9 protein-coding genes are annotated in these 17737 nt (G+C 28.9%); all 9 read left to right on the top strand.

Annotation, left to right across the window (positions count from 1 at the left end; genetic code table 11):
• Nucleotides 1-94: 94 nt before the first annotated feature.
• The 9 genes from ACWPW7_RS16920 (at nt 95) to ACWPW7_RS16880 (ending at nt 17704) form a co-directional block, all read left to right on the top strand.
• Nucleotides 95-2413, top strand: a complete 2319-nt coding sequence (locus tag ACWPW7_RS16920; RefSeq protein WP_454054455.1) for a cell wall-binding repeat-containing protein — start codon at nt 95-97, stop codon at nt 2411-2413.
• 188 nt (nt 2414-2601) lie between these two features.
• Nucleotides 2602-12945 (top strand): RHS repeat-associated core domain-containing protein, encoded by a 10344-nt coding sequence (locus tag ACWPW7_RS16915; RefSeq protein WP_454054454.1) that lies wholly within the window; start codon nt 2602-2604, stop codon nt 12943-12945.
• A gap of 16 nt (nt 12946-12961) precedes the next feature.
• Nucleotides 12962-13372: a DUF6258 family protein gene (locus ACWPW7_RS16910; protein ID WP_454054453.1), complete on the top strand. Its 411-nt coding sequence runs from the start codon at nt 12962-12964 to the stop codon at nt 13370-13372.
• A 448-nt stretch (nt 13373-13820) separates the two neighbouring features.
• Nucleotides 13821-14156 (top strand): hypothetical protein, encoded by a 336-nt coding sequence (locus tag ACWPW7_RS16905; protein ID WP_454055530.1) that lies wholly within the window; start codon nt 13821-13823, stop codon nt 14154-14156.
• A 5-nt stretch (nt 14157-14161) separates the two neighbouring features.
• Complete coding sequence (locus ACWPW7_RS16900; protein ID WP_454054452.1) at nt 14162-14698, top strand: SMI1/KNR4 family protein; 537 nt, start codon at nt 14162-14164, stop codon at nt 14696-14698.
• A 645-nt stretch (nt 14699-15343) separates the two neighbouring features.
• Entirely contained in the window at nt 15344-15607 is a 264-nt protein-coding gene (locus ACWPW7_RS16895) for a hypothetical protein (RefSeq protein WP_454054451.1), read from the top strand.
• 46 nt (nt 15608-15653) lie between these two features.
• Complete coding sequence (locus ACWPW7_RS16890; protein WP_454054450.1) at nt 15654-15953, top strand: polymorphic toxin type 15 domain-containing protein; 300 nt, start codon at nt 15654-15656, stop codon at nt 15951-15953.
• Between the two features lie 1217 nt (nt 15954-17170).
• On the top strand, nt 17171-17326 hold the full coding sequence (locus tag ACWPW7_RS16885; RefSeq protein ID WP_454054449.1) for a hypothetical protein: 156 nt from the start codon (nt 17171-17173) through the stop codon (nt 17324-17326).
• 57 nt (nt 17327-17383) lie between these two features.
• Entirely contained in the window at nt 17384-17704 is a 321-nt protein-coding gene (locus ACWPW7_RS16880) for a hypothetical protein (protein ID WP_454054448.1), read from the top strand.
• The last annotated feature ends 33 nt before the right edge of the window (nt 17705-17737 follow it).

The following is a 17737-nucleotide window of genomic DNA, read 5'->3' as shown; positions in this document are numbered from 1 at the left end:
TAATATTAAATATTATTCAAAAAATAGTTGAATTTATATAAAATATATAATAGAATATATTTTGGTATTTTATCATATATTTGGAGGTGAAAAAGTGAAAAAGATTAGAAGAAAAAACTTATTAATAATATTGTTAGTAAGCTTTTTTTTATTAAACAATAACATTATTGTTTATGGGAAAAGTAATAAAGAGCTTAGTGCTTCATTAAAACAAAATAAAATTAATATAAAACTAGAAAACTTAAAAGATATAAATCAAATAGTAATTAAAGTAAGTAATGATTATGCTATAAAAGGAAGTGATAAAAAATTAAAAAGTAATAGTGAATATACTATTAAAAGTAAAAATTCTAGTTTTGATATATTAGAAAATGAAGAAATATTATTAGAAAACCAAAATACTATAACTTTAATAAGTGAAAATGGAAAAGGCTACATAACTTTAGTAGACAAACCCTTTTATGGCAATATGTTTGGAAATTTATATTTTAAAGATGGTACTGACAAATCCATGACAATTATCAATGAAATGAATATTGATCAATATGTAAGAAAAGTATTGCCACAAATGCATATATTCTCAAATATTAATACCCTTAGTAAAGAGACTAGCAAAGAAGTAATAAGAGCAGAGGCAATCATTGCAAGAACTTTCGCAGAGTCAAATATAAATAGTGGAATATTTAGTATCTTTAAAGATAGTGATATGACAGATATTGAAAGTGGTATATTTCCATATTTAATAGATGAAAACGATAAATTAACAGAAGTATATGATGAAATGACCAAAATATCAAAAGTTCAATATTTACAAAGTGATGATGATAAATTATTTAAAGGTGGATACTTAAGAGATTATTATTGCTTAAGCAATGGTGGACAAACAGAAGAGCTAGTTAATGTTACTGGTGAAAATGTACCATATTTAAAATTTCAAAAGGATACATATGATACTGAAGAATGGAACAGCTCTTTAAGTTATGATGAGCTAAATAATATCTTAACTACCAAATATAAAGAATTAAATGTGAAAGAATTTTTACAAATAGATTTAAATACCATTGAGAAATATTCTAGTGGAAGAATTAAATCTTTAAATATAAAGTATAAAGATGTAAACAGCAATGAAAAAGTTTTAAGTCTTACTGGAGAAGAGTTATTAAAGTTCTTTCCACATAGTCTTAATGGAAGTTTTTTAAGTACTTATTTTGATGTAATTGTAAGTAAAAGTAATAATAAAGATTTGTATAACTTTAAAGGAAAAGGTATAGGCCACGGTGTAGGTTTAAGTGTAGAAGGAGCAATAAATAGATCAAAAGAAGGAAAAGAATATAAAGAAATTTTGGAATTTTATTATCCTAATACAGAATTAATAGGTGATGATTATACATATGTGGATGATGATAATGAAATAGATGGAGGAACAGAAGGTGGTTCAGGAAGTGGTGAAGAAGGTGGAGAGGTTAAACCAATCAGCTTCAAACAAAGAATAGCTGGAAAAGACAGGATCTATACTTCTGTAGAGATAGCTAAAAAAGCTTATAAAGATGAAATAGAAAATATAGTTATAGCTAATGGTGCTGACTCTTCAGGAATAATATCTTCTTCTGTACTTGCAAAAAAAATTAATGCACCGATACTTTACACAAATAAAGATTATCATAAAGACTCTACATCAAAAGAGTTCTTTGACTTTATTAAAGATAGAGTTAAGAAGGATGCAAAAGTTTATATTATTGGTGGAGATAGTTTAATAAGTGATGATTTTATTGCATATTTAAGAGAAAATTGTTCAAAGAATTTCAAAATTATGAGATTGAGCGGAACGGATAGGTTTGTTACTAATTATCACATAGTAAAAGAAGTATATGCAAAATATAATACACCAATTGTGCTTACTGATGGAATGGGATTTGCCGATGCTTTAAGTATCTCTCCTATAGCAGCAGAAAATAATTGGCCTATAGTTTTTACTAATAAAGACAATATTAATTCACAACTTTTATCCTATATTGAAAGTATTAAGCCTTCAAAGATTTATATTGTTGGAGGGGAAGGAGCAGTACCTAATACTGTTATTAATACAATAAAAGCAAAATTAAATTATACGGATAAAGACTTTGAGAGAATTAGCGGTAATAACAGATATGAAACCTGCAAAAATATAAACATTAAATTTAAACCTAGTCCAAAGGAGATAGTATTAACTACAGGACTTAATTTTGCAGATGCTGGCGCTGGAAGTATATATACTGCAAGAAGATCAGCACCACTAGTTCTTATTGATGATAAAAATTTAAACAATGCAGAACAATATATCAAAGATATTAAAAATAATATATCAGTGACAGTTCTTGGGGGAGAAGGTATTATAACAGAACAAATGGTAGAGTATATTTTAAATATAAAATAATTCATAAAATCAATTTTTAATTAAAAGATATAAAGTTATTGATTAAATTCATCTTTCGGGAGTAATAATAAGCTTTATTTTCCCGAAAGATGGACTACTTTTAAATAAAAATTGTAGTTATTTTAACATGTGTTTTTATATAGCGGTTATATAGATTTTAATATAATTATTAAATTTGAGGAGGAAGTATGATAGATAAGCATAAGAGGATCATAGCAGTTTTATTAACGTTTATTATGATATTTTCATATAGCCAAGAAGTATTAGCTATGACAAGTGAGTATATTAAAATATCACCTAATTTAATTAGTAGTTTAGCTACTATTATAAAAAAAACTAGTAATGATAAAGAAAATAATAAAGATAGAGAAAAAGAATTAGAATTAAAAAAAATAGAAGAAAATAAGAGACTTGAAGAGGAAAAACTTCATAATGAAACTTTAATTAAAAATTCTACAGAAAGATCTCTAATTGAAGAATTAGAGAAAGATCCTTTAACTTCAAAAAATGAAGTTTTTAACAGTCCGGAAATAAAAGATATAGAAGAGATATCTCCTTATCTAATAAGAATAAGATGGCAGGAGTCTATAGATTTTGATTATGAGTTAGAAATAAACGGAACTATAGTGCAAGTAGGAAAGAAAGATTTTTATTTTCACAAAGGTGTAGTGCCAGAAGAAAATTATACCTATAGATTAAGATATAAAAATAATGATTTATATAGTGAATGGAGTGAAAAAAAATCCTTTAAAACAACTAAGCCTGAAGTAGAAGAAAATTTAAATTCTGATGAAATATATAATGAAAATATAAATATAGAAAATAATGAAACTATAGTTCAGGAAGAAAAATCAGAATTAAAAAAAGATGAACATAAAGAATTAGATGAAAAGAAATTATTGGATGAAAATAAGGAGCCTGGTGAAAAGGAAGAAACTAAAACTGAAGATATAAAAAAGGAACTTAGTGATACATCTTTAAATAACCATGAAAAACCTATTAATTCAAAAAATATAAAATTATATGCAGCTCCTAATGAAGGGACTTCACATGAAAGCCCAGAAATTGAAGTGGCGTTATTTGGTAAAAATGGTCAGAAGGCATATTCTGTAGATGGAATTATGGGTTTTCAAGAAGGTTCCCAAATTGAGAAAGTCAATTTAAGATTAAGCCCTAAAACTCTAAAGAATTATCCAGGAATGGGCATAGAATATCAAGTTTATTATAATGAAAGATGGAGTGAATGGAAAGAGAACAATGAACTTGCCGGAGTAGATGGATACCCTATAAAGGCTATACGGGTTAAATTAAGTGGAAATAACTATGGTTATCAAATCAAATATTGGCTATTATCGGATACAACAAGAGCTGGCGAACCAGAATATATGACTAATGGAGAATTATCTGGAGATGAAACTGGTTCAGGGGCAATTGCACTATCTTTAAAGTTCTACAAAGAAAGTCGAAGGATTATAACTGAGGATGAAGTGTGGAAAGCTGGAGATGTAATAAAGATATCCGAGGTAGTAGAAATTGCAGAAAATGCTACAGTAACTATTGAGGAAGGGGCAAGAATAGAGTTTACACAAGATAACTCAAACAGTGATATAGACTCTACCAGTGGAATAGAAGTAAAGGGTAAATTAATATCAAAATGCAGTTCCTCAAGTGGTAAACAAATTACTTTTACTGATAAAAGGATGGACACTGATATAAGTGAACATTTTGGAATAAGAGTTAAGAGCGCAGGGACTTTAGATGCTAGTTATACTAATTTTTATGTAGAAAGACAGAATGTAAGAGCATATTCAAGTAAAAGATTCTTAGATATTGAAGGAGGATTATCTTTAGAAAATTCTAAGCTCTATGATAAGAGCAAATATAAAGACAGTGAATATATTGGTAAGATTTATACTGGAATTTCAATAAAAGGTGACAAAGATATAAGTTTAAAAAATAATGAGATTTATGATTTTGAAAGTGGTATAGTTCTTAGCAATAGCTTAGGAGCTGTTTTAATTGAAGGAAATACTTTACAAGGAAATGGCATAGATATCATTGAATTAAATAATAAGTCTCAAAGCAGTAAAACTATGAAGATATCAAGAAATACCATTAAAAATAGTTCTACAGCTATTAATATTATTCAAAGGCATCAAATTTTATCAGTTAACATTGGTAGAAAAATAGAAGTAGATAACAATATTATAGAAAATAATAATGGTTCAGGAATAAATATAGCTGCAAATTATTTATCTAATATTCTTTTAACTAAAAATACAATTAAAAACAATAAGATGTCAGATGCCAATATAGTTCGAAATGGTATAGGAGCAGCTATAAAAATAAATATAACCTCTATTAAAGAAAATAATACAGATTTATTTAAAACTATAAATCCAAAAGACAGTACCAATGTAATAAGTGACAACACCATAGATGGTATTTTAATAGATGGTGCATTAAATATAAATACAACTATTTCTAAAGGTAAATATAATTATGTAGTAAATAGTGTTTTAGCAGTTAATAGAAAAAAATCAGTAAAAATAACAGAAGGTACAAAGATTAATGCTATTGGAGATATAAAGGTGCTAGGAAGTTTATCTTTAGAGGGAAAGTCTACTGATAAGGTTGTTATAACCTCATTAAATGCAGAGGGAAAGACAATTACAGGAAAGCCTAATCCTGATTATGTAGGACATATTCCAATTAAAAATGTAACTGATGGATTTTTTAAAGGCATTCTTGTTTATACAGGTGGTAATTTTATCTCTGAGAATTCAGTAATTAAATATGGAGGGCAAAGTACAAAAGATGAAATTATACCTATGCTTGAAAATGCAGGAACAACAGTATTAAAAAATACACAATTATATCGCTCAGGTGGAAGTAGCTCATTAGTTAAGAATTATAAAACAATGCATATTAACGATAGTACACTACAAACAACGGATGATTACGGGCTTCTAAATTATAGCAATGAAATGACAATCACTAATTCAAATATATTTAATGCTAGGTATGGAATAGTTACAACAAATAGTATTAAAGCATTTGTTGTAAAGATAAACAATATAAAAGAAGATGGTATATATCATTTTGTTAGTGATAGCAAAAATTTATCTACAAACATTGATTTAGAAAGAGTAAAAATTGAAAATTGTAAGTCAGGAATCTATATAGATAATAAAAATGCTAATTTACTTTTATACAATGATTCACAAATATCCAACTTTGAAGAGTATGGAGTATATGTAGGTAGCAATAATATAAAAGATATAAGCATAGATGGTGTTACTATTACTGGAAATAAATCAATAGATAATGAATCTCAAAATGGTATATATATATTAGGAAATAGTAAAGTTACTATTTCAGGTTCAAAGATTTCAAATTGTAAATATAATGGGGTCATGTCAAATACTAATAAACTTTTAGAGATATATTCATCTATTATAACAAATTGTGGTAAAGGAATTGGCATCAATAATGGACAAGTTAAAATACAATATAATAAAATTCATAATAATGAATATGGTGTTTGGTCTAATAGCGAAATTAAAAGTGCCACTATTACGTACAACTCATTTAAAAATAATTCTGGGATAGGTTTGACCAGCATTGAGAAAATAATAGATGCAACCCATAACTATTGGGGAGCTTCAGATGGTCCATATGTTTATGAAAACAATAAAGTTCAAGGAAGTGGAGATAAAATATCAAATAACTCTACTGTTAAATATGAACCTATATTTGCGGAAGATATTACTGAATCTATGGATGATCTTATAGGTATAGGTAGTGGTGGAAGTAATTATGAGGATTTTAAAAAACCAGTAAATAAATTTATTACAGATTATCAATATCAAATTAAAAAACTTTTAGGACAAGAAGGTCAAACAGGTATTACTGGAAACTATTCTAAAACTTTCGAAGATATAAAAATAGAACTTCCTAGTTTAGAAGTAAATTTAGAAAGAACTTATAATTCCAATGAAAGTACAACTAAAGGTTCTTTAGGAAATGGATGGAGATTAAGCTTTGAATCGGAAATAAAGGATATAGAAGCAAAATATGAAGTTAAAGGTAAAACCATAACACTGCCTGATGGAAGTGTACAAAGCTTTAGGGAAGAAAATGGAAAATATATACCTATCGATAACAGAAATGAACTTATTAAAAATAGTGATGGAACTCATGAACTTATAGCTAGAGATCAAAGCAGATATGGGTATACAGCCAGTGGGTTATTATCATTTATAAAAGATAAAAATGATAATGCATTAAGAATTCACTATAATAGTGATAGAACTGTGAAAAAAATTGACAACTTACTAGGAAAAATTTATGAGTTTGAATATAAAGATGGGAATTTAATAAAAGTTTCTGAAACTGTAAATGGAACCATAAAAAGAGTAGTTCAATATAATTATAATTCAAATAAAGTCCTTTCTAGTGTGGTGGATTTTAATGGGAACACATTATATGAATATAAATATGACGCTAATAAAAAGCTATCAGAAGTAATTGAAGCAGGAAAAACTATAGAGACTATTACATATTTTGATAGTACAGATAATAAAGACAAGGTTAAAGAGAAAATAGATATTTATGGAAATAAGTCAACTTATAACTATGATAATAAAAATAGAGTTTTAGAAATTAAAGATTCCAAGGGAAGAGTAACAAAACAGCTTTATAATATAAGTTTATTTTTAGTAGCGGAGACAGACCCAGAAGGCAGAATAACCATAATGGAGTATGATGCTAATGATGAAGGGGTAAGTGAAGTTGAAGAGGTAGTTAAAAAGTTTGATAAATTGGGAAATGTTACTTCTTATACACGGGATAAAAAAGGAAATATTATAAAAGAGGTAAATCCAGATTTAACTGTAACTGAAAGAGAATATGATGAGAAAAATAATATTGTAAAAGAAGTTATTAAAGAAGCTGACATGACAGTTGTACGTAATATTTCCTATGAATATGATAAAGAAAAGAAAAACTTAACAAAGAAAATAGAAAAAGTAAGCCCAAATGACAATAATGAAGAAGCAATAACAACCTATGAGTATTACGATGCAAATGACTCTATTAATGATGGATGTAAATTGAAAGGATTAGTTAAAAGTGTAAAAAATCCAGAAGGCGGAGTTGAAGTTTATACTTACGATAGATATGGTAATAAAAAATCTATAACAAATCCTGAAAATAAAACTGTAGAAAATACTTATAATGATCTTGGGTTTATGATTAAATCTGAATCAGCAAAAGGAGTAGAAAAGGAATTTGCTTATGATAATAAAGGAAATTTAGAAAGAACCATTGTTAAAGGTGGAGAAGAAACTACAAGAATAGTTTATGATTCTTTAGGAAGAAAAGTAAAAGAGGTTTCACCAAATCTTTATAATGCTTCACTAGATAATATTGATTCTCATGCTTATAATGGAGATCATGGAGTAAGATATACTTATCATAACAATGGGAATATAAAAACTATTATTGATGAAGAAAATAATCAAACAACATACGATTATGATATCTATGGAAATAAAATATATGAAAAGCTGCCAAGTGGAGTTATATATACCTATGAATATGATAGTGTAAATAGACCAATTAAAAAGTATATAAAGGAAAGTGAAGATGTAAATGCTGTTTTATTGGAAGAATATGAATATGAAATTGTCAATACAGTAAAAGGCATAGGTACTAAAAAAGCTATTAAAAATTACCTTGATGAAAATAACTATATAAAAAACTATGTAATTACAGATTACAAAGATAGGGAAGTAAAAGTTATAAATTCAGATGGAACTGCCTATGCAAGGAGCTATGATGCTTTAGGTAATATAGCCTATGAAAGAGATGCAAGAGGCAATACAAGCTACTATAAATATAATGGATTAAACAAAATTAGTTCTAGATATGAAGCACTTGAAGATGAAGATGGTGATGTAAAATATATATACAAGGGATTTGAATATGACAGAAATGGTAATCTAATAAAAGAAACCATGGGAAAAGACCTAGTATTTTCAGGAGAAATACCTGAGGAAATCTTTGAAAAGAACTATGAGTATTTTAAAGATGGAATGTTAAAGGCAGAATATGATAACGAAGGCAGAGGAAAAGAATATGAATATGATAAAGATAACAACCTATCAAAAGAATTTAGTTATATAGAAAATGAAGGAGACTTTATCATTATTGGATATTCTAATAATAAACTTGGATTACCTTTCAAAAAATATGAGTATATTAAGAAGTGTGATATTTATGGTAATGATATAAGTGATAAGACACTTATGGATATTATGACTGAGTATGAATATGATAAAAATGGAAACCTTATATCAGAAACCAGTGCTAGCGGAAATAAAATTACCTATTCCTATGATAATAAAAATAGAAAAATATCAGAGAGTAGAACTTTAGTAGATGAAAATGGAAATAAAGTAGAAGCAGCTAAACACATAACTTATAATAGCTTAGACAAGGTTGAAAGTGAAACAGATTACAATGGAAATGTAAATAGATATTCTTACGATAGTAAAGGTATGCTATTAAGCGAAACAAATACTAAAGGTGAGATTACGAATTATACTTATGATCTAATGGGAAGACTTATAGAGAAAACTACTCCTAAAGATAAGATATCAAATTCTAAAACAAGATATACTTATGATAGCAGAGGAAGAGTAGTTACAGAAGAAAAATTAATGGGATCAGAATATATAGTAATAAAAGCTTATATGTATGATGTCTGTGATAATGTAATAAAAGAAGTTGATGGATTAGCTTATAAAAATGCAGAAGGAGAATCTAAAGAAGAAAAAATTAGAAATGCTTATGGAAAAGAATTTAGATATAACTTAGGTAATATGCTTCAGGAAGAATTAGATCCTGTTTCAAAAGAAAATGGACTTGAGTTTTCTAAGAAGTATAAATATGATGGCTTAAAAAATTTAATTAAAGAAACAGATGCTAAAGGAAATAGTATAGTTTGTAGCTATAACGGAGAAGGAAAAGTATTATCTAAAAAATCCATATCTAATACTTTAGAAGAAAAAGAATTAGAGAAAAATACTTATAATCTAAAAGGAAATCTTACAAGTAAGATAGATGGAAATGGTAATGTTGTTTCAAATATTGAATACAATATCTTTGGTAAAATTAGAAAAGCTGTAATTCATGGTGACAGCTTAATAGAAGAAAATGTAGTACTGTATCAATATGACTTAGATGGAAATAATGTTTATAGAAAAGACAGCACAGGTAAAATAAATGTAATGACCTATGATACAGAGGGAAGACCATTATCAAATTCTCAATCTAAAGAAGACAATAGTGAAATCATAACTACTAAAACTAGCTATGATAAGAACGGTAATAAGAGATTTGAGGTAGATGGAAAAGGTAATGTTACAGAGTATACTTACGATGGACTTAATAGAGTAATTTCAAAATCTATATCAGGTGGAAATACAGATAATAATTCTACTTCTTATGAAACTAGATATGAGTATGATGAAGATGGTAACATAACTAAAGAAATTGATTGGTTAGGAAATGTGAAATCTAATACCTATGATGCACTTGGAAGATTGATTGAAAGAAAAGATGGATTAGGAAATATTATTGAGAGATTAGAATATAAAGAAAGCAATCTTCAATATAAATCTTATGATGCATTAAATAATGTAAATGCTTTTGAGTATGATAAAGCCAATAGGCTTATATCTACCACTGATGCAGCTGGAAATATTACTAAGCAAGCTTATGATGATAGAGGTAATATTGAATCTAAGACAGATGGAAATGGAAACATTACAGAATTTAGATATGACGAATTAAATAGGTTAACAGAAGTAATAGATGCAAATAGAAATATTACAAGCTATACTTATGATAACAATGGCAATAAAACATCCCAAACAGATGGAAAAGGTAACAGAACTGCCTATGAATATAATATTGCTAATAAGCTTACAAAAATAATAGATCCAAATGGAATAGATTTGGACAATGAATTTAATAGTAAGATAGAAAGTTATACTTATTACTGTGATGGAAATATAAAAAGCAAAAAAGATAAAAATGGAAAGATTACTTCATATAGTTATGATATACATGGAAGAAAAATTTTAGAAACAATAGAAGATACAAATATATCATATACCTATGACAACAATGGTAACCAATTAACTGTTACAGATAATAAAGGTACAATAAAAAGAGAATATGACTTTTTAAATAGAACAATATCAAAAGAAGCACCTGAATTTGGAAAGAGTACATTTATATATGATTCACTAGAAGGACTTCCTAGTGGTGAAAGAGCAGAGATAACCACTGATCCAAAAGGAAACACAGTAAAAAAAGTTTATGATAGAGTAAACAGACTTAAAACTGTAATATCAAAAGATGAAGTAACTAGTTACGAATACTATGAAAATGGAAATAAAAAGTGTACTATATATCCAGATGGATCAAAGGAAGAATATGATTATCTTGAAAATAATCGATTAAAAAATCTTATAAATACTAAAAAGACTGGTGAGATTTTAGAATCCTTTAGCTATACTTACGACAATGCAGGAAATATGATAGGTAAACATGATGAAAAAGGAACAACACTATATACCTATGATAACCTAAATCGATTGTTCTCAGTAAAAGAACCAATAGGAAAAACAACATCTTATACCTATGATTTGGCAGGAAATAGAGAAACGGAAAAAGTCATAGATAAAGATTTAACTCTTTTAAACAGATATATATATAATGGACAAAATAGGCTGTTATCTATAATTTCAAGTCAAAATGATATAGTTGTTTCAGAAAAATACTTTAAGTATGATAATAATGGAAACCAAATAGCTGAAAAAACAACTAATATAGAGCCGTCAGAATTATTAATAGGGGCAAGAATTATAAGTTCTTTAAATGAGGAGCAAATAGATTATAAATATGATCTATTTAATCAGCTAATAGAAGTTAGAAAAGATAACAAAACTATAGCTAAAAATGGATATGATGCTGAAGGTTTAAGAGTGCTAAAAGACATAGAAGGTAATATAACAAACTACCTATATGAGGGAGATAATGTTATATTAGAAACAGATAAAGATGGACAAGAACTCGCAAGAAATGTTTGGGGAACAAGTTTAATAAGCAGAACTATAAATGAAAAAGATAGTGATATAACTGCTTACTATATGTATAATGGTCATAGTGATGTAACAAAACTTTTAAATAGCAATGGAGATATATTAGCGAGCTATTATTATGATGCCTTTGGAAATATCTTAGAAGAAACAGGTTCTATAAATAATCCATATAGATATTCAGGCTATGAATATGATAGTGAAACTGGCAAGTACTATTTAAAAGCTAGAATGTATGATCCTGTAACAGCAAGATTTATGCAAGAAGACACCTATAGAGGAAAAGATGAAGATCCATTAAGTTTAAATCTATATACTTATTGTCATAATAATCCAATAGAATATTATGACCCAACGGGACACATAGCATGGCATGTGATAGGAGGAGTTATAGGCGCAGTAGCAGGTGCTGGAATTAATTTAGTAGCTGACTATTTAGACGACGGAAAAATTAATAGAGGTGTAAAATCATACCTAAAATCAGCGGGAGTAGGAGCCTTAGCAGGAGCAACCCTTGGATATGGATATGGAACTTATGTTATGAATGCTGGCCTAAACGCAGTGTCATTGATAGCAGGAATGACAGCCTTTGGAATAGCAGATAGCTTAATAGGTGACATAATATACAATGGCGGAGACATAAATGTACCTAAAGCAATAAGCGAAGGTGCAAAATATGGAGCAGCTGAAGCAGGTTCTCAAGTTTTCCAATATGGTATGGAAAAAATAGTAATACCAAAAGCAAAAATGGTATTTAAAGAAGTAACAGCCAGCTTCAAAAAACAAGCAGTACAAGAGGCTAAAGCCGCTATAAAAAATGTTTCAAAGCTTGTATCTGCTGTAAAATCAAATTCTAGAAATATGTTTGGTGGGCTTAAAAATGCAGCCCCAAAAGTACCAAGCAATTTATCTAGCAGTAATGCATCTCAGGGATCAAAAATACCTATAAATAAAGGGACATCATCCAAATTAGCAGAACGTGGAATGGATCTACAGTTGTTTGGAAATAAAAAAGGAAGTCCTAATGTTGGTAAACAATCAGGACCAACTATTGATAGAAATACTGGTAAGGAAGTAGGTAGGTTTATTGGGGATGAAAAAGGAAATATTATGATTGAACCAAAGGGAGGAGATACGGTTCCAGGAAAAGACCCAGTTGACACGCATACACTATACCCTAATAAGTCAAATTACCAAAGGTTGAATCCAAATGGACATCCTAAAGACTCAACACCTCATGGGCATGGACATTTAGAAGGAACAGGACCTAATATGAAAGGTCAAGGTCCTTCAATAGATGTAAATGGTAATCAAGTAGATTTATGGAATCCTGCAGCTCACTGGAAAATAAATAAGTAAGAAGGAGGCTTTATCAATGAATCCAAGAGAATTTATTAATACTATTTATTTAGGAGACAGGTTTTGCAAGAGTATTCTAATTGATGGTTATAATGAAAGAGTTAAAATACAAATTAATACGATTTCCAGAATACGTAGTGAGTCTGGAAATTGGGAGTACTACAATGATGAAAACATCGAAGATGGTTTGATTGTATTCACTGGAGTGAAATCAATATTGCTTGAACCTCAAGGATTTATTCCAAACGATGAAATTGAAATTGTAAGTGCTGAGTTGATTGAAGATGACGAGGAAAGTTTTATATTTAATATATCAGCAGCATCCTGTGACCAACAAGGAAGGTGTACTAGAGTCGAAATGAAAATAATAGCAGAAGCAATTCATTTGGAAGATCCAACGAATCAAGGTGTTGAGATTAATGAGTAGTATAAAATGTCATTAATAAGCTTGAGCTATTCACTGCGAAACTCTAATCAAGCTGACTGCAGAACTTTGGAGTCTGATGGTGAAAGACTCCAATCCTTCAGTTGTAAAGTTTTCAGACAAACTAAACAAGCAAAAGCTAACCACAGAATATTAATAATGTAGTGAAAGAAGTTAAAAAGGTTAATGTTTCAATAATTGGAGCATTAATCTTTTTTTCTTGTAATGATAAAAGTGAGTATGTAATGCCTAATGTAGAAATAAAAGAAGGTGCATGATAAAATAAGGGTAATAGATTGAAGGAAGTTAATGTAAAAATACTAACTACATAACACTAAAAATGATAAGTGATAAAAAGTAGTTAAAAAGTAATGCTAAGCATTGAAAATACTAAGTTTATAGAAGATACAGACTCTGCCCCAAGGGGGCTACACAAGCTGAACCATTCGATATTGTAAAATACGGTAATAAAACCCCAGGACTAGAAAATCATCACGGTGTAATGAATATGTGGTCACAGAAAAATATTCCAGGATATAAGCCTAGACCAGCAGATTCAACAGCAATAGCTTTAACAAAGGAACAACATAATTCAACAAGGTCTGTATTTGGAAAGTGGAAGTGTGAAAACTATGGATTTAAAGGAAAAGTAGACTGGGAAAATGTTTCACGAAGAGAGATTCAGCAACTTTCAGAAAGAATGTTTGATGCTGCTAAAGTACCGCAAAGTGCTAGAGCTGAGTATTATAGAGAATTTAATAAATATATTTATGGGTTACAAAAATAAAGCAGATGTATGCAATAGATATTAAAGAAATAATAAAGAAAGTAAGTTCTTTACCAAACTGCAATGTTTACCAATCATCAGACATGATTACTATACCAAATGGGTTAGAAGCACCAGAGGATTTAGTTGAGTTCTATAAATTATGTGGAGGTATTAGTTTATTTGAAGGTGCTCCATATGCAGTTAAGATTGTAGCACCCCAAGAGTTTATAAATGCTAATCCTGTAATAATAGGTGAAGAAATCATTAATGCAGAAATTGAAAAAGGGACTTATGATAATGAAATATCAAAAGATTGGTTTATAATAGCTGACTTATATAACTCAGATTATATAGTTATAGACTTAAATAAAGAACGTCTGGGTCAATGTTATAAAGCATTCTGGGACAGTTATCCAGAGGTTGGAAATACACCAACAATTGCAAAATCTTTCACTGAGTTATTAATGCAACTGGTAGAAAATAGAGGTGAATATTGGTACTTCTTAAAGGACGATTATATATCATATGGTAATGCTTATGATGGTATTGATACAGAATAGAATTAAATACTTACTATAAAATTAGTGATAGAATAGATACATAAAAAGATAATAAGTGTAAATATATATAATTTATAAAAATATGTAATAAAATATACCTCATAATCTAAATAATGCAGTGAAATAGAATGATGAGTCAATTGAAATAGATTGGCTCATTATTTTTTTACATTTAATCAGGTTGATAGTAAGGCATAGATAAAAAGTTAAATAGTAGATATCATACAAATAGGAGCAAGTAAAACAAGGCTTATGCAAACGCCGTAAGCTGAAAGCTAAGGAAATCCTAGAGTTCTTAATTCCACTTGAAATCGAGGAGCAAAAAGAACAAATAATATGTAATAGGTAAATCAATTGCACTCAGAAATAAAAAGAATTGAAAAGATGAAACATATAAATAATGAAACTTGAAATAGGAACTAGAGACTAGAAAAGAGCAACGGGGGATAGGGGGCATAAGGAATTAAACTAATAATATAGATATCTCCTAAAGATAAAAGAAAATATCGTTAAAAGTGAAATATTGATACTAGATTAGTGTTGATATTTTCTGTTTTAATATAAGGTGATAAGAGATTGAAATAGTTCATATTAGATAAAAGTATTTCAAAGATTGTATCGGCTGCAAAAGCAAACTCTAAGAATATGTTTGGTGGGCTCAAAAATTTAGCTCCAAAAGCACCAAGCAGTTTACCTAATAGCAGTATATCTCAGGGATTAAAAACACCTATAAATAAAGGGACATTATCTAAACTACCAGCTTCGGGAGATAATGTAGGTAATATGCTTAAGGGGGCGACTGGAGTTGGACCTGGACCTGGTACCTCAAGTGACAGCTTAGGAAGTATGCTTAAGGGCCTAGGTGACAATGATGAAGACCTTAAATATGTTCACAAAGTAATGAGGTAACTTATTTTAATGAATTAACAAAGCAAGTTAGTGTTAAGTTGATGCAATGAATAGAATAATTGAAAATGAAGGTATGAGTGGATTAAAGAGTAGGATTAATTCATACAATAAAGGATTAGCAGCTAAAGGAAGGGCATATGTTAAAACATTAGATAAAGCACCAGATGGATTCGCATGGCTTCATGAAGCAGATATGAGAACTGGTGGATTGCCTACAGATGTTACAAGAGTAGGTAGTAAGCATATAAATTCAATATTAGGTGGTCAAGCAAATAGGATTGCAAGAGATATTTTAAATATGAGTAATAATGTTACTAACATACATTGGATAATAGAATCAAAATAAAGAAGTGAATTATATGATACCCAAGATGAAAATTGAAGAATTTATTAGAGTTAATGATGAAATAAAAGAATATATAACAAAATTTGGAGGGCAGCCAGTTTGGTTAACTGAGCCTCAATGGTACCTATAAGTAGTGGTTGGGACAATCGACCTATGATGTTTGTTGCGCAAATTGCATTAGACAAGAAATTATTTGGAAATACTGAAGATAAAATGGCTTACATTTTCATAACACATGCAGAAAGCCCAGAAGATGACTTTTTGACCCAGACATAATATATCCTGATGAAGGTGAAAATGCAGTAATTATACAACCAGGAGGACAAATATTTCTAGAGACAAAAAAACTTGAAAAAGGACCAACACTTTTTGATTCTTCTGGATTTGCTTATGAAGGATATGTAAAATTTAACTATTCAGAAGACCCTGAGTTTATAGATTGTAATGGGTTTAGAAAACTTTCAGAAGATGAAAAAAATGCATATTGTAGTTCAATTGAAGGGAATAAAATTGGAGGAGTACCATATTTTTTCCAAGGAGATGAATGGTAAGAAGATGGTCAATGGAAGTTATTAATGCAATTGAATTCTAATTTTCTTCCATTTTATCTTAACTTAGGGGCAGAACCTACTGCTTTTGCATTTATTTCGGATGATTTGAAAAATGGAAAATTATTGATACAAGATATGTAAAATGTAATTGACTAGAGTTTGTGAATTGTGCCAGTGGCTTTAATGGTTGACTAAATAATTATAGTGTAAATCAATACAAAAATGAGGAGATGTAGATTCAAATGATTTAATTTTTTTATTGTAAGAGATAAGATGAAAATATTGAAGTTAGAATAAAAAATATCAAAAACTTTTTTTCAGCGGGAGTATCTTCAGCTAAAAATTAATTTACTGGACTTAAGAGTGCAATTTCAAACATATCAAGTATTTTCTCTAAAGGAAATATGCCACAAGGAGTAAAAATGCCTATAACCCTCCTAAAAACTTAGGATATAAACCTGAAGATAGTATAAAAATAAACAAAAAACTCATCTGTCCTAAAAAATGGCGTGGACTTCAATTATTTGGACATAAGAAGGGAAATGCTATTGAGTGGGGGACACAAGCTACAGAAGAAATTACTAGAGTACGTCATTATATCGTAAAGGAATAAATGGAATAGAGCAGGATGGAAAAATTATTTCTAGAGATAACAATAGAGTTTATGTGGAAACAGCAAATAAAAAGCCATTAAGTCAGATTGAATCTGAAACAAAGTATCAAATAAAAAAAGGAAAAAGAAGAGATTATGCTGAGGATGATGTTCCTAATTCAATGCTTGAATGGGCAAAGAATCCTAGATATGAACTGAAGGGCTGGTAATAAAAGGTGGAATTGAAGAATTAATAGATCCATTATTTAAAAGGAGAAAATAAAGCTATGATTAAAGAAAATGAAAAAATAGTGTTATCTGGGGATGAAGCTATAGAAATATTAAAAGAAATTGATGTAATTTTAATATCTTTACATGATATGGGTTCGTATTACATGGATAAAGATACAAGAGAATATGAAAAAGAAACTACTAGGTTTATAGACGAATGGAAAGTACCCCATAGGCTGGCGAGAATTAGGGGGATACTATCAGAAAAATTTGATAATACACTAAGAGATGATGAGATGGATGATTTAGAAAGAGCGATGGAAAAATTAAAGTATTGGGAAAAGCCTGGAGATGTTGCAGAAGATATAGTTCAATAATAAAAGTATTATCTTTTACCTAGAAGAATTCAC

The organism is Clostridium sp. Marseille-Q7071 (genome assembly GCF_965112025.1).
The sequence above is the reverse complement of the archived record's forward strand: the minus strand, read 5'-3'. Positions and strand labels throughout refer to the sequence as shown.

What these genes read in the sequence shown, in the direction of transcription:
- ACWPW7_RS16900 (WP_454054452.1), top strand. Translation starts at nt 14,162, where the DNA reads ATGTATGCAATAGATATTAAAGAAATAATAAAGAAAGTAAGTTCTTTA.
- ACWPW7_RS16910 (WP_454054453.1), top strand. Translation starts at nt 12,962, where the DNA reads ATGAATCCAAGAGAATTTATTAATACTATTTATTTAGGAGACAGGTTT.
- ACWPW7_RS16890 (WP_454054450.1), top strand. Translation starts at nt 15,654, where the DNA reads ATGAATAGAATAATTGAAAATGAAGGTATGAGTGGATTAAAGAGTAGG.
- ACWPW7_RS16915 (WP_454054454.1), top strand. Translation starts at nt 2,602, where the DNA reads ATGATAGATAAGCATAAGAGGATCATAGCAGTTTTATTAACGTTTATT.
- ACWPW7_RS16880 (WP_454054448.1), top strand. Translation starts at nt 17,384, where the DNA reads ATGATTAAAGAAAATGAAAAAATAGTGTTATCTGGGGATGAAGCTATA.
- ACWPW7_RS16895 (WP_454054451.1), top strand. Translation starts at nt 15,344, where the DNA reads ATGTTTGGTGGGCTCAAAAATTTAGCTCCAAAAGCACCAAGCAGTTTA.